The following is a 14,434-nucleotide window of genomic DNA, read 5'->3' as shown; positions in this document are numbered from 1 at the left end:
CGTTGTCACCACAATCGTTGTCACCCCAACGGTACCAGGCTTAATTAACAATAATGTCAGCGTCTCTACCTCAAGTTCAGATCCAAATTTAGCAAATAATAGCGCTAGCGAAACTACCCTAGTCAATTTTTCGACAGCACCGACGTTGGCGTTAAGCATTAGCGGATTCATCTTCAACGATCTCAATGCTAACAGTCTCCAAGATATGGGCGAACCAGGCATTGCCACTGTGACAACCTTCATTGATACAAATAATAACGGTGTCCTAAATTCACCAGAGGAACCTTTCACCACTACCGATGCTAATGGAAACTTCCAATTCACCAATTTATCACCGGGTAATTATGCAGTAACGGAAATCGTACCATCTGGTTCCACAACTACCACTGGCAATCCTGTTAACGTTAACCTCACTAATAGTGATGTCACACTTTTCTTTGGCAACGCTGCGACCACTCCAACGCCAACAATAACTGCTAGCAGCATCAACACCCTTACTAACAAAGGTGTAGACAATGACACCCTAATTGGTAGCAACAGTGCTGGCATCCCAAAAGACTTCAGCAGCGACGATCTTTTCTTCTACTCTCCTAATCAAACAAAAGATATTGCAGCAGATGTTGTCGCGGGGAGCGATCGCATCTTTGTCTCGTCTGTAGGTTTTGGCAACCTCATTCCCGGTGCAATTTCCCCGAATCAATTCGCCTTGGACACCGCCGCACTTGATATCAACGTTCAGTTTATCTACGATCGCCCTAACGGTTCCCTATTCTACGATCCCGATGGCGGCGGCCGTATATCTCAAGTACAATTAGCTACACTTCTCAATTCCCCCGCCTTGAGTGCCGCCGACATTACGCTATTGTGAAGCTACCAGCATCGAAATATTACAGCGCCGTTTAACTTGTTAACAGTTAACGGTTAACTGATAACGGTTAACTCTTCCCGTTAAAAGTTAACCGTTAACTGTTAAGTCTTTAAGCTACTTGTCTTTGAACTTTTGGGCAACGAGAACCATGCCCAACATGACTGCGATTTGGAATCCCAGGATGCCCCAATTCCGAGAAACATTCACATCGAAAGTTTTGCCAAAATCTTTGTGGATGCTGTCAATGATGCCTTCTGCGTTGCCAATAGCAGACTCGCGATCGCCCTTCCACGCGCTGTACTCATCTTGCCAGCGGTTCATATCTGCTTTGTAATTGTCCACCTTTTTCTTGTAATTGTCCAACTGGCTCAAGTCATCGGGGAATTTGCCCGGATCTGCCGGTTTGGCCGGTTCAGCCTTGTTAGTAAACGGTCGATCTTTATCCTTAATTCCCGCCACTTGACAGCCCTCGAACAGTTTTGGTCCCAAGCACTTGCACTGTTCCTCCTTCTGCTTGTCCGTCAGTTTGTCCCGTTCCGATTTTGACTTGTCCCTCCAACAGGGGTCTTCGGCAATATTGTTCCCCACTTTCACGAGCGTTACCAAGGACTCAAACGACCATTTCGTCAAGGTAAAGTTGCTCACCACTTGACCGATAGGGGACAGTGCCGGTACTGGCACTGTTCCCCCCCCAAAAGTAATTTGAGGGACTAAAAACAGGATCGTCAGCATGGGAGCGATGTTTTGGTTGGGCGAAATGGCGGAAACGACCAGGCCCATCATCATGCCTGCAATGGTTGCCAAAACCAGAGTGACATACATCGCCCCCCAGTCTAGGCCGTCCGGGAAATCAATCGCCATTTTCTTAAACAGCAGAATGACTGCTGCCTGGTACAGGGCGAGGATGACAACCATCCCTACTTTAGAGAGGATGTAGGGGAGAACTTGGATCCCGATCAGGTGTTCGCGGCGGTAAATATCGACTTCCTTGACGATCTCGCGCATGGTCAGCAAGCTGCCAATTAAGATGGCAAGCAGGGGCGTGTTGAACAGCATCCCGATCGCCCTGCCTGCATTCCCCCCCTCAACGTCAAACATCTGGCGCTCCCAGAGTATGAAGTCCAAGGAAGCGATCAGTGGAGTCGCTGCAAAGGTGAGAGCTAAAGTAATGCGATCGCGGAACAGGCAAGTCCAGTTCCGGCTCGACAAAATTAAGAATTGCCGCAAAGCTGAAATCGGCTTGGATTTGACATTCGACAGTTTGCCAGAGCCACTGTACCCTTGCCCACCGCCCTGTGCCTCGGCGCTGAGATTTTTCTGCCGTTCCACCACGTATTTTTGATACTGGGGCGACTGGAGGTAGCGCTTTTTCCACTCTTCGGGAGGCACTACCCGCGCCACTCTGGGATCGGGCGCTTTTCCTTCGACGAGGGGGTAAATTTCGCTGAACTTCTCGACACCGAAATAGGCAGGCGCTTCTGCTGGAGGCCCAAAGTAGGCAACTCGCCCCCCCGCCGCTAAAAACACCACCAAATCGCACAAAGTCACGTTTTCTGTGGCGTGAGTGATCAGCAGCACCGTGCGGCCCTGGTCAGCCAACTTCCGCAGCAACTTCATTACGTCTGCTTCCGTGCCGGGGTCTAGCCCTGAAGTCGCTTCGTCTAGGAAGAACAAACTGGGTTTTGCCAGCAACTCCACCCCCATCGACACCCGCTTGAGCTGGCCGCCGCTCAGGGCGCTAATTTGTACATCTCGCCGCTGGGTGAGTCCCAAATCTGTGAGCACTTCATTAATGCGCTGCTGCCGTTCTGCCGCTGTGGTGTCTGCGGGCATTCGCAACTTGGCAGCGCAGTCTAAGGCTTGGTAAATGGTCAATTCCAGGTGAATGATGTCTTTTTGGGGGACGTAGCCGAGTTCGTTGCGGTAGGCGTTGAAGTTCTTATAGAGGTCAGCGCCGTTGACTAGGACTCCGCCGCTGGTAGCGGGCCGAAAGCCGTTGAGCGCGTCCATGAGGGTAGACTTGCCGCCGCCACTGACACCAGCAATGACAACGAACTCCCGCGCCTCAACGCACAGGGAAATGTCGTCGAGCAGGGTTTTTTCGTCTGGTGTGCCTTTGTTGACAACTTTACTCAGGTGAACTACATCAATGCGGAGGTTGCCCTCTTCGTTGTAGCGCACCATCGTTTCGTCCACGTTGAGAACGAAGCGACAAGGGCCGATGCGGACGCTATCGCCTACTCGCAACGTCCGTTCCGATATTTGCTTGCCGTTGACGTAGGTGCCGTTGGTGGAGTCTAAGTCCTTGAGGATGAAGGAGCCGTTTTCCCGCGTAATTTTGGCATGAAACCGGGAGACGGCTGGATGGTTGACGACAGTGTTATTTTTGGGTTCGCGCCCGATTGTCAGGATGTCGCGCCCCCGCAGGTCTAACTGGCTGAGGAATAATGTTTCCTCCCCCACAAAATTATGGGCAACCACTGTCGCCCCGTCTGAAGACAGCTTTTGATGCGGGCTGACAGTAGTAGGCACACTGTTGCTATTAAGAATAAACTGCAATTCGCTGTAGCCAATGCTGATGGTATCGCCGTTTGCTAGGGGGTGAGGAATGTTGGGTTGGAGCCGGATCTTGTTGACGCGCGTGCCGTCAGTGCTGCCGAAATCTGTAATTTGATAGCGATCGCCGTTTCTCCTGATTTGAGCGTGCTGGCGCGACACGAGGGGGTCATTAATGACTAAATCGCTGTCGGTAGCGCGGCCGATAGTTACGACTTCAGTATTAACTGAGTATTCCCAGACAGGTTCGCTACCCTTGTGAATTTTTAAAATGGCTGGCGATACAGGCATAGAGCTATTTCCATTAATCTTACGTCTTTTCTCTCATACTGCCACTAACTTTGGTCAAAGATGTTTCTCTTCTTAACTATCCTGCACTTTTTAATAAAAATTAATATTTTTAATCTGCTAAACAATCTAAAATTATAGCGGAAATACTGACTCATGGTGTCATTCAACCAAATATCCTCACTGCCGAAGACAGCCGCAAAAACTCCTCCCTTGGCCTTGAGGCGATGGGTTTCCGTTTTGGAGAAATTTATGAATGGCTAATTGAGCAATAATTAGCCTTCACCACAACCGTCCATTTTCCGGGGCGCTACCTCTATACTCATCTTGCGGTTGAGGATAAGAAATTACTGGAGATGGAAGAGGATGAGAGACTCTTATGGGTGTGTCGCCTGCCGATTTATTGCCTAGTTGCACAAAGGTCTCAATCGGAATTGCCCAACTAGATTCGATCATTAAATCTCTGGGCAAATTCGGCTTAGAACCATCCTTAAATACATAAGGATCGCCCCACAAAGGATAGGCGTGCATTCCATTGATTCCCACAACTTCCCCCCTGCTATTTAGCAGCGGCCCGCCACTCATTCCCTTTTCAACTGGATTGCTATAACCAATCTGATAACCTCCAACTAATGCTTTTGGAGACAGAAAGGAAACAGTCCCTAACAAAAATTCAAACCCTCTTTTTTCAGAACCCTCTTGACCGGGAAACCCCGTAGCAAAGACTTTATCTCCTACTGCGACGGGTGATGAAGCTAACCGCGCTACTGAATATTCCCTCGTACTTCTGAACTGCAATAGAACGAGATCGTTGCCGTCAAAAGAGCGATTTCTGAGCAATTCACCCTGATATATTTTCCCATCTGGAGTTTGAATGCGGTGGCTTTCGCCCACGGCTAAAACATGATTGTTGGTAAGGATTGTGTAGGTCTGGCCTTGCTTTTTAATCAATATTCCTGAACCTGCACCGTATCCAGATAGGACTTTAACTGCGATCGCCCGTGCCTCATTTTTGATTTGGGCTACTGTCAGTTGTTGAGCGTTTTCTCGGCTGCCATTTACCTCAATCAAGCGCGATCCACTGACAGGTAAGGACTGTACTGGCTGTTGAGTATACCAACAGCCAATACAGGCGATTAACAAATAGCTGAAACGGAGTTTAAACCGCAAGCTCGACCAATTCATGCTTCATTACCTCAGTGATTTTTACCAAGGCGCGCTACCACCGTTACTCGGCTCAACGTTGGGCACAGGGCGAGTGGGAACAGCAGCGGGTTGAGAATTGAGAGCAGGATTAGGAGCCGAACCAGCGGTTTGAACGACGGGCGCTTGTTCTAGAAATCTGTTAAAATCGACGCTAGCAGATGAATTGCTATCGGCACTTTCTAGAAGGGGAGCGTTAGATGCACCAACACTAATATTAAATATTTGTTGGATACGAGCGGCTGCATCTGACCCTGGTTTGAGGGTGAAAAGCAATTTGTCCGAAGTGCATGGAGGGTTGCTATTTCCTGCACAAATAGCTGCCTGGCCGTTAAGATATCCAGCCGTGAGGAAGCTCAGAGAGCCTCTGCTATAGTGCTTTTGGAAGCGACTGGATACTTCTTGGCAGCGGCTCTCTGGGGTGTATCCTGAATAGCTAAAATATTCAGAATTCCACTTCACGACTGCAACCGTTCCTCGCTTGGTATTGGCAAAGGTGGTTGGTATACCGTCGCTACTTACGCCACAAAAGAAGGTGGTGCCTTGAGCATAACTCGGTTGATTGAAGGCGGTGACAGTGCCGATCGCGATCGCGCCCAATGTCACCGCAGCCGTTAGTGATTGCCATTTAGTCATTTTGAGTTAACCTATTGGAGAAAATTAATTGAATTCAAACTTTGAGTTATCTTGAGTAATAACAGCGATTATACAACTTCCAGCAACAGTTTGGCTAACTTTTATCGGAAAATTAGCCTGATGCCTAACTGCCGGCTATGCTAATACAGCCACTTAACCTTTCAAGTCCTCAAAGCAGCGATGCACTTGATGAATCTGGTATAAATTGTAGAGTTATATCTATTTAATCTTTTATAACATACGGCTCTGAGATAAGTCAAGATCATCTCAGGGGAATTTGAACTAATCTTGACTTTCCCCCTTAACTGTAGACTAAAGCCCCTGGCAAGTGGTCCCTCCGGCTCACCCCCTCATATCGTTTGCGGTTGCTTAAATCCTCCCTTTATCTCTTAGTCAGCGCAGGCGGACTTTGTGTGTGTAGAAGCGGTTTCAACCGCCGAGATATCTTACGGTGTCGGATTCGGATACTTAGCGTGTACCGCATCGATTTCCGCTACAATCTCCTTATCCAAATTCACCTCCAAGCTACCGATATTTTCCTCCAACTGTTCGAGACTTGTTGCACCGATAATAGTGCTAGTTACAAACCAGCGCGATCGCACATACGCCAAAGCCATCTGCGCCGGACTTATGCCATGTTTCCCCGCAATCTCAACATACGCTTTCACCGCATCGTTCAGATTAGTTTTATCGTAACGCTGACCAAATCCCGCAAATAAAGCCAACCTAGAATTTTCGGGAATTCCATTCAAGTATTTACCCGTTAACAGCCCAAATCCCAAAGGACTGTAAGCCATCAATCCCACATTCTTAAAGTGGCAAGTTTCTGCTAAATTTAGGTGAAATGTCCGATTGCTCAAACTGAAAGCATTCTGAATCGAAACAACTTTCGGCAAGCCGTATTTTTCAGCCAACGTGCAAAACTCACAAACTCCCCAAGGCGTCTCGTTACTCAAACCCAAATAGCGGATTTTGCCAGCTTTAATTAAATCAGCAAATACCTCTAACTGTTCCAAAATCGGTACAGTTTCGTGCTCTTGGGCGATGTCGTAATCAGGCGCGCCAAATAAGGGCACATAGCGATCGGGCCAGTGGATCTGATAGAGGTCGATGTAGTCCGTTTGCAAGCGCTTCAGGCTGTCATTCAGGGCTTTTTCGACATTTGGGCGATCGATCTGATTTTTCCCTTCCCGAATCCACTTTAATCGAGTGCTTCTGCCCGCCACTTTAGTCGCTATAATGACTTTATCCCGCTGCTGTTTCGCCAACCATTCGCCGATATATTCCTCTGTTTTACCCTGAGTTTCCGCCTTTCCAGGGACGGGATACATTTCGGCCGTATCGATAAAGTTGATTCCTCTATCGATCGCAAAATCGAGCTGTTGCGCCGCTTCTGCAACGGTGTTCTGCTGGCCATAAGTCATCGTACCCAAACAGATTTCAGATACTGATAAATCGCTGTCGCCCAGTTTTTTGTATTCCATGAGTTTGATTAATGGAAAAATATCTGATTCTATATTACAGAAAAACCTTGATTTAATTGACAAATCCAGAAAAGTGCGCGAGGCTTTCTCCTCTCTTCCTCTGCGCTCTCTGCGACCTCTGCGGTTAAAAACTTTTAAAAGATATCCGCACTTAAATGTTAATATAAATAATTCGTATTCGTCTGATGTATGAGTAGTCGCCCGCCAAAAGTTCCATTTGTCAACCTCTCCCTGCAACACCAACCAATCCAATCTCAAATAACAGAAACAATTGGGAAAATTATCGAGCAAGGAGATTTTATTTTAGGTCAAGCACTGACAGAATTTGAAACAGCATTTGCAGCAGCTTCAGGAGTAAAATACGGCGTAGGAGTGGCTTGCGGAACTGATGCGATCGCTCTGGGACTCCAAGCTTGCGGCATTAATCCGGGCGACGAAATTATCATACCCGCTAACACTTTTATTGCCACCGCGATCGCCGTCCTCGAAGCAAAAGCTATACCTATTCTTGTTGATTGCGACCCGGAAACTGCCCTGATTGACCTCACAGCAGCCGCAACAGCAATTACCTCGAAAACTAAAGCAATTATCCCCGTACACCTCTACGGTCAAATGGTATCGCCTCGGCAGCTTTTAGATTTTGCGAACCGCCACGATTTAATCATATTTGAAGATGCCGCCCAAGCACACTTAGCCCACAGAGAAGGATACCGGGCGGGTTCCATTGGTAAAGCAGCAGCATTCAGCTTTTATCCCAGCAAAAACCTCGGTGCTTTTGGCGACGGCGGGATGTTAATTACTAATGATGCACAACTCGCAGAAAAAATGCGAACTCTCCGCAATTACGGAGCACCCAGCAAATATTTGCACACAGAAATCGGTAGCAACAGCCGCCTCGACAATTTGCAAGCCGCCGTACTCAATGTTAAATTGCCTTACTTAGAAAAATGGAATCGCGATCGCACCGACGCTGCTCAACACTACAATACTCTACTAGCACCATTGAAACACAAAGGCATTGTACCGATCGCCAACTACAGCAGCAGCGGTCACATTTATCACCTCTATGTTATCAAAATTACTGAGAAAAGCTCGTTAGCGAAGCCCTCGAAGAGGATCGACCGCAACACGCTTCAGGAAAAACTCGCCCAACACGGCATTCAAACAGGCATACACTATCCCGTACCTTGTCACCTGCAACCCGCCTACCAAAACTTAGGGAATCGGGGCGACTTCCCCCACGCAGAAACCCTGTGCGAACAGATTTTATCATTGCCAATGTATCCCGGATTGAGCAATACTCAGATCGAGCAAGTTGTTGGGGCGATCGTACTATCATTGAATTGCTAATTGTTCATAAAACTTATGCTGCAGGTGATTCAAGCAGTCAGGTGAGGTTCTCAAAGCGTTTCTGTGGCGAATTAATAAACCTTTAACTGACAGTTTAAAACCCCAAAGCGTTGCGAATCCAGCGCGGCAATCTTAACACTTCTCACACCATGCACATCCAGCGCAAAATTCGCATTGTTTTCAAGCGATACCTCCTGGGGGAAGGTATCACGGCGCTCCTAGTGCTGCTGTACGCCCCCTTGCTAGTACACTGGTACGACGGCTGGTTCAACAAAAGCATCAGCCTCGAACACGAATATTTCAGCCACGGACTAATTGGTTTGCCCTACGCAGCTTATATTGCTTGGATGAACCGAAAGTGCTGGCGCTGCTTGCCCAACTCACCGCATCCTTTGGGAGGCTTTTTGCTGGTACTAGCCACGCTTTTTTATCTGAGTCGCTTGAGCGATTTAGTAAATTTATCCCTCCCCGTAATGCTAGCCAGCATTTGCTTATCTTTAAAAGGAATTCCCGGCTTGAAATTGCAGGCGATGCCGCTTTTATTCGTATTTCTGGCCTCGCCGAACCACATTCCTTACCTCATAGAACCCTACGCCTTGCCCTTACAGCAATTCATTGCTGAAACATCAGGCTGGATATTACTTAAGATTGGTATCAACGTCAGAGTCGAAGAAATTTATCTGTACGTAAACGAGCGCATTGTAGAAGTTGCTCCACACTGTGCAGGCTTAAAAATGCTGTTTACCAGTCTTTATGTCAGCTTAATTCTGCTGGATTGGACGGGAGTTTGGAGGTCTCGAATAAAAAGTCTTTTGTTTTTAGTGATTACATCCATTATTAGCATCACTTCCAACATTTTTCGCAATACTTTGCTAACTTACTTTCACGGAACCGACAGAGAGGCGCTTTTTACTTGGCTGCACGCCGGATGGGGCGGAGATTTATATTCTGCTTGTATACTAGGGTTATTGGTACTTCTCCTCAACGGGATGGAAAAGTATTTCCCAAGTCAGTCTGACAATTAATGAAACAGATGATTTCAGTACAGAAACTACTGCGGCGGTATCAATTATCTAAAATTATGGTATTGGTGTTTTTGCTGGTATTAGTTGGGGCAGTAGCAATTCCCGGCTACGCGACGGGAAGGTGGCCTTGGACAAACCCGCCAATTCTTGCCAATCTCAAGCAATTAAGAAGTTTGCGCCAAAACGGAATAAAAATCCCTGGGTGGCAGGTTCTAGCCGTTCAGAATAACGTCCAAATTGGCGCTCACCGATGGTTAGTTCAAGAAATTAAAAAGGATAAAACAATTGCCATTTTATTGCTGTTGCCTCAAAATTACCCCAAAAACCAGCCCCAAGTAGAATGGCTAGATATCGATGGATTTCACCGGTGGCAAACCGATTCTCATCGCACTTTGAGGTTTACAGTTAAATTAGCACCAATACCCGACCAGCCACCGCCTACTGTCGAGGCGAGGTTTTTCCGAAGCTGGACTCCCCAACAAACTTTTGCTGTCCTGCAGTGGTACGCTTGGCCTAACGGGGGTTCTCCAGCAACCAGCCGTTGGTTTTGGGAAGACAGTATTGCTAGACTGTCGAACCGCCGCGCCTCTTGGGTTGCTGTCAATATCATCCTTCCCATTCAACCGCAGGGGGACATTAAGATAGCTCAACCATTGCTGGAATCTCTTGCCGAAAGTGTCCAGGCTAAATTAATTACAGAAACTTTTCGGTTTCAGTAAGCAGGTAGGTGCAAATAAATCAGCCTAGGGCGTGGGCGAGTTTTGCCACAATCAACTGCTTCCTAGTAAATATCTGGGTTCAACCCGCCCGAAAATATCTTATTGTTTTTTCTCCTCGCTATATTTAGATGAAACTTACAAGTCAGAGCCTTATTCAAAATAATACTTTTTTAAATCCTCTGAAAAGGCGGGGAAAATCCACTATTAAAAATCGCCTCGCTTTTTACTTGGCAGGCCTGCATTCAACTGCTTGGACTCTATCTTTTGCTGCTGTATTCTGGGGTTTTAATAGCAAAAATTTTTCGGGAACGGCTTTAGCTCAATCTGTTGTTCCAAGAGACGAGCGACTCGTGGCGCCACCGCCACCGCCGCCTGCCAATTTCAACCGGGATATTAACCCAGCTTTTCGGAATCGGCCCTACCGCCTGGGCCCGGGAGACCAGATTTCTGTTCAAGTTCAGCGCTTCCCAGAGCTAGGTTTTACGGGTGCAATCAGCCCTGAAGGGGTAATTGTACTGCCGCTAATCGGAACAGTAAATGTGCGTGGTCTTACCGTCGAAGAATCACAGCAGCGCCTCCGGGAGCGCTTTGGTCAATTTATCAAAAATCCTCAAGTCTCGGCTGCTTTGCTGGTTCAGCGCCCCGTAGTGGTGACGGTGACGGGGGAAGTGGCCAGACCGGGTTTTTATCCGCTGCAAACCCCCCAGCTTCCTGCGGCTTTGGCGGCGGCTGCTGGGACTAATCCTACGGCGGAACTGCGGGCGGTGCGGGTGCGGCGGACTCTGCCGTCCGGTGCTGTGGCGGAGCAAGTTGTTGATATTTTGACACCGTTGCAAACTGGTATTGCTCCACCGGAGTTGCGTTTGGAAGATGGAGATGCGATCGTCGTACCGTATAAACAGGTTACGCCCGATCGCAAATCCGATCAAGATTTAGCATCCAGGTACAGCCTCGCTGCTGCTGCTGTCCCCGTCCAAGTCACTGTCACCGGAGAAGTCAGCAAACCAGGTTTTTACACGCTTCCGGCGGGTTCTGGTAGAATTTCGGCTGCTTTGGTGACTGCGGGGGGAGTCACGGGAAAAGCCGATTTGCGCGAGGTGCGAGTGCGGCGGACGCTGATGAACGGCTCCTCGGTGGAGGAACCAATCGACCTCTACACTCCCCTAGCAAACGGTAACGATTTGTTCGATTTTCCTTTGGCATCGGGAGATGTGATTGTCATCCCGGAATTGGACGCTAGTACCAAAAACCTAGACTACGACAAAGCTCTGGTTTCGCGGTCTACTTTGATTAAGCCCAGGATCTACGTTCGAGTTTTGAGTTACGCTAGTGGTGGTTTGACCTCGTTCTACGTTGAAAATGGCAGCAGGTTTTTGGATGCTCTCAACAACTTGCCTGTTAATCTTGCTGACTTGCGGAAAATAGCCCTGATTCGGTTCGACGAAAAGCAAGGTAGAGCAATCAACCGTTCGATAGATGCTAAAGCTGCGTTGGAGGGCAATGTTTCTCAGAACCCGATGCTCGAAGATAATGATGTGATTGTGATTGGTAGGAATTTGGTAGAGCGCATTGGTTATGTACTCAACACTTTTACTCGACCATTCCGGGATACTTTGGGATTTATTCTGTTCTTTGAGCAGTTGAGAAATGGAGTAACAGATTTGTTCGGCCCGTCACGTAATAATAGGTAGTCCTACGATTTTCGATTTTCGATTTTCGATTTTCGATGGGAATGACTTATGCGATATGCGTTTACAACTTACCTACAGTTGCAGCTTTTTGAGAAATGGGTAGCATTTGTCAGCAATCATTAGTTATCGTTAAAAATTAGCAATCTCAAATCTAAAATATAAAATCGTCATGACTTTATCCGTTGTTAAACGTTATTTAATTGCTTTCGACCAATACAAGTGGGTGGGACTGGCTACCCTCGCGGTGACTGTGGGCGTGTCGGGAGTAGTGGCCCTGCAGCCAAAGGCGGCGCCAGTTTACGTTGCAATAGGTACGCTGGCCTACGACAGACCGAGCGTGATTTTTTCATCTACTACTACTAAAATTCAACAGGAAGGACAAGAAATAACTAAAGATATGCTGCTGGATAAAATGGTGGTTAAACCAGCAGCAGAAAAACTCATCAAACCCGAAGAAAAATTAAACAAAGAAGAAGCGGCCCAAAAAGTACAAGCTTTGGCTAAAAAACTGGGAAAAGACGTGCAGATAAAGATGCCCAGTAAGAATAATGACCCCAGCGCTTTGATTCAAGTATTGTACAAAAATGCCGATCGTAAACAAGCAGTAGAGGTAGTAGAGACGCTGATGAACGAAATGGTGGAGTACAGCAAAAAATTTAATACTTCTAGACTGCGAGCAACGATCACCCAAATTAACCAGCGTTTGCCAAAAGTAACTCAGGAACTCAGAGAGACGGAAGCAAAACTTGAAGCCTACGAAAAACGAGAAGGAACTTCAATTTTAGCAGCTCAGAGCGGTGCTTTGCCGCTAGCGATTACCAGCAGCCAACAGCAGCAGCGGCAACTCCGCGTGCAGTTGGGAGGAATAGAAGCTCAAATTAACAGTTTGCAGGATCGCTTGGGATTGAATGTGGAGCAAGCTTACGTCGCTCAAGCACTCTCTGCCGATCCAATTATTGCCCAACTGCGAGTGCAATTGTTTTCGATCGAATCTCAGCTCAAAATTCTCCGCAGCGACTTGCAGGAGGAACACCCGAAAATTGTAGAATTGCTCAAACAAAAACAAGCTTTTGAGCAGCAGTTGCAGCAGCGGCAATCTGAGGTACTCGGCGGTAACGGGGTGGCGGCCCCGCTCAGAAGTGCCGCTCGAATTCGGGTAGACTCTTCTTTAGATCCTGCCAGACAGCAGTTAGCTCAAACTTTGATTGCTTTGCAAACGCAGCGGGATACGGTGCAACAGCAACTCCAAGGAATCGAGAAAACTGAACAAGAATTGCGTCGGGAACACGCGACAATCCCTAACAAGCAGTTAGAACAAGCGCGGTTAGCGCAGCAAGTGGCGTTCAAAAAAGCTCTCTACGACAAGATGCTGTCGGCTTTGGTAGATGCTGAGGCGGCGGTAGCTGAGACAACGGGGAGTTTGAGAATCGCCCAATGGCCGCAAACTGATGACGTTGAGTCAAACAAGAGAGGTTTGCCCGTGATGCTGGCGGTGGGCGGATTTGTGGGATTGCTGCTGGGCGGGGGGTTGATATTTTTGTTGGGGATGCTCAACGGCAAGTTTTACAGTTGGGAAGAAGTGCGGGCGGCTTTGGTGGAAAAAGAGGTGCCGATACTGGCAGTTTTGCCTGAAGTGACGGTGTTTGATTCCTACGGCGATGAAATGCCTCTGGCCCTAGAGGTAAATTCTCCATATTTGGAATTTTACGAGCGGTTGCGTACTAATTTGCGCCGGATCGGGAACAAACCGGTGAAGGTGGTGTTGCTGACTTCGGCGGCGCCTTTGGAGGGGAAAAGTTTTAGTGCTTACAATTTGGCAATTGCATCGGCTCGATCGGGTAAACGGACTTTGCTAATTGAAGCAGATTTGCGATCGCCTTCTAACGTTGAATCTTTGAAAATTTCTGCTGATCCTTTGGCGACTGTGGAACCTTTGCACTATTACGGCAATATGAGCGAGTGCGTCCTTTTGGTTCCAGAGGTAGAGAACCTATACGTCGTACCGAGTCCGGGCTTTTTGCGACAAGCCTCGGCCGTACTAGAATCAAGCGAAATGCGGAGATTGTTTGAGGATGTTCGCAACCGCTTTGATTTTGTGGTTGTGGATTCTCCGGCCTTGAGCGAGTGCAACGACGCGCTGACGCTGGAACCGTACACGGACGGTATGATTTTGGTGGCGCGGCCTGGTTACACTTTGTCTAGTATGTTGTCTGAGGCTGCAGATCAGTTGCTGGAATCTGAGGATGAGGAGTCGCATAAATCCGGGCCGCGGCTATTGGGAGCGATTATTAACGGTGCTGATATTCCGGTGAAGTTCCGCAATGATATTGATATTGATGAATGGGAGTTGCCTGTGAGTGCGATCGGCGATCGCGCGATCGAAGTGCGATCGAGGCAATTACCGCAGCAGTCAAATCCTAAAAATAAGGCGATTAATAGTAAATTGAGCTAATTTATTTGGCTTAATTCTTGTAAAGCAATCCTCAACGAAATATGAATATATTGTAGGCGGCGACCTAAGCAGCTTAAGCTTAAAGCCCACATTCCGCAGTTCTGGCTTTGATGACTAAGGATTTTCATACCTTCACTGTAGGAAAAATATCTGTGCCTACCT

Annotated in this window: 10 protein-coding genes; 6 read left to right on the top strand and 4 right to left on the bottom strand. The window is 47.7% G+C overall.

What is annotated here, in order from left to right:
• The coding region (locus QUB08_RS25790; RefSeq protein WP_333228327.1) for an SdrD B-like domain-containing protein at window positions 1–868 on the top strand (868 nt) is incomplete at its 5' end.
• Between the two features lie 114 nt (window positions 869–982).
• Here QUB08_RS25790 and QUB08_RS25785 read toward each other — a convergent pair.
• The 4 genes from QUB08_RS25785 to QUB08_RS25770 form a co-directional block, all read right to left on the bottom strand.
• Window positions 983–3,715: an FHA domain-containing protein gene (locus tag QUB08_RS25785; RefSeq protein ID WP_333228325.1), complete on the bottom strand. Its 2,733-nt coding sequence runs from the start codon at window positions 3,713–3,715 to the stop codon at window positions 983–985.
• Window positions 3,716–3,994: 279 nt separating this feature from the next.
• Window positions 3,995–4,897, bottom strand: a complete 903-nt coding sequence (locus tag QUB08_RS25780; protein ID WP_333228323.1) for a serine protease — start codon at window positions 4,895–4,897, stop codon at window positions 3,995–3,997.
• 21 nt (window positions 4,898–4,918) lie between these two features.
• Window positions 4,919–5,551: a COP23 domain-containing protein gene (locus tag QUB08_RS25775; protein WP_333228321.1), complete on the bottom strand. Its 633-nt coding sequence runs from the start codon at window positions 5,549–5,551 to the stop codon at window positions 4,919–4,921.
• Between the two features lie 446 nt (window positions 5,552–5,997).
• The gene (locus QUB08_RS25770) at window positions 5,998–7,035 is read right to left on the bottom strand and encodes an NADP(H)-dependent aldo-keto reductase (protein ID WP_333228319.1); all 1,038 of its coding nucleotides are present in this window, start codon (window positions 7,033–7,035) and stop codon (window positions 5,998–6,000) included.
• 189 nt (window positions 7,036–7,224) lie between these two features.
• On the opposite strand from QUB08_RS25770, the gene QUB08_RS25765 reads away from it, so the two are divergent.
• The 5 genes from QUB08_RS25765 to QUB08_RS25745 all read left to right on the top strand — a co-directional run bounded on the left by QUB08_RS25765 (window position 7,225) and on the right by QUB08_RS25745 (window position 14,272).
• Window positions 7,225–8,385, top strand: a complete 1,161-nt coding sequence (locus tag QUB08_RS25765) for a DegT/DnrJ/EryC1/StrS family aminotransferase (RefSeq protein WP_333228317.1) — start codon at window positions 7,225–7,227, stop codon at window positions 8,383–8,385.
• Between the two features lie 149 nt (window positions 8,386–8,534).
• Window positions 8,535–9,410, top strand: a complete 876-nt coding sequence (gene crtB, locus QUB08_RS25760; RefSeq protein ID WP_333228351.1) for a cyanoexosortase B — start codon at window positions 8,535–8,537, stop codon at window positions 9,408–9,410.
• Window positions 9,410–10,129 (top strand): cyanoexosortase B system-associated protein, encoded by a 720-nt coding sequence (locus QUB08_RS25755; protein ID WP_333228315.1) that lies wholly within the window; start codon window positions 9,410–9,412, stop codon window positions 10,127–10,129. Before crtB ends, QUB08_RS25755 begins: the two co-directional genes overlap by 1 nt.
• 128 nt (window positions 10,130–10,257) lie before the next feature.
• Window positions 10,258–11,820: a polysaccharide biosynthesis/export family protein gene (locus QUB08_RS25750; protein ID WP_333228313.1), complete on the top strand. Its 1,563-nt coding sequence runs from the start codon at window positions 10,258–10,260 to the stop codon at window positions 11,818–11,820.
• A 169-nt stretch (window positions 11,821–11,989) separates the two neighbouring features.
• Window positions 11,990–14,272, top strand: a complete 2,283-nt coding sequence (locus QUB08_RS25745; RefSeq protein WP_333228312.1) for a lipopolysaccharide biosynthesis — start codon at window positions 11,990–11,992, stop codon at window positions 14,270–14,272.
• Window positions 14,273–14,434: the final 162 nt, after the last annotated feature.

The organism is Microcoleus sp. BR0-C5, from assembly GCF_036705045.1.
Classification (GTDB): Bacteria; Cyanobacteriota; Cyanobacteriia; order Cyanobacteriales; family Microcoleaceae; genus Microcoleus.
The sequence above is the reverse complement of the archived record's forward strand: the minus strand, read 5'-3'. Positions and strand labels throughout refer to the sequence as shown.

What these genes read in the sequence shown, in the direction of transcription:
- QUB08_RS25785 (WP_333228325.1), bottom strand. Translation starts at nt 3,715, where the DNA reads ATGCCTGTATCGCCAGCCATTTTAAAAATTCACAAGGGTAGCGAACCT.
- QUB08_RS25780 (WP_333228323.1), bottom strand. Translation starts at nt 4,897, where the DNA reads ATGAATTGGTCGAGCTTGCGGTTTAAACTCCGTTTCAGCTATTTGTTA.
- QUB08_RS25775 (WP_333228321.1), bottom strand. Translation starts at nt 5,551, where the DNA reads ATGACTAAATGGCAATCACTAACGGCTGCGGTGACATTGGGCGCGATC.
- QUB08_RS25770 (WP_333228319.1), bottom strand. Translation starts at nt 7,035, where the DNA reads ATGGAATACAAAAAACTGGGCGACAGCGATTTATCAGTATCTGAAATC.
- QUB08_RS25765 (WP_333228317.1), top strand. Translation starts at nt 7,225, where the DNA reads ATGAGTAGTCGCCCGCCAAAAGTTCCATTTGTCAACCTCTCCCTGCAA.
- crtB (WP_333228351.1), top strand. Translation starts at nt 8,535, where the DNA reads ATGCACATCCAGCGCAAAATTCGCATTGTTTTCAAGCGATACCTCCTG.
- QUB08_RS25755 (WP_333228315.1), top strand. Translation starts at nt 9,410, where the DNA reads ATGAAACAGATGATTTCAGTACAGAAACTACTGCGGCGGTATCAATTA.
- QUB08_RS25750 (WP_333228313.1), top strand. Translation starts at nt 10,258, where the DNA reads ATGAAACTTACAAGTCAGAGCCTTATTCAAAATAATACTTTTTTAAAT.
- QUB08_RS25745 (WP_333228312.1), top strand. Translation starts at nt 11,990, where the DNA reads ATGACTTTATCCGTTGTTAAACGTTATTTAATTGCTTTCGACCAATAC.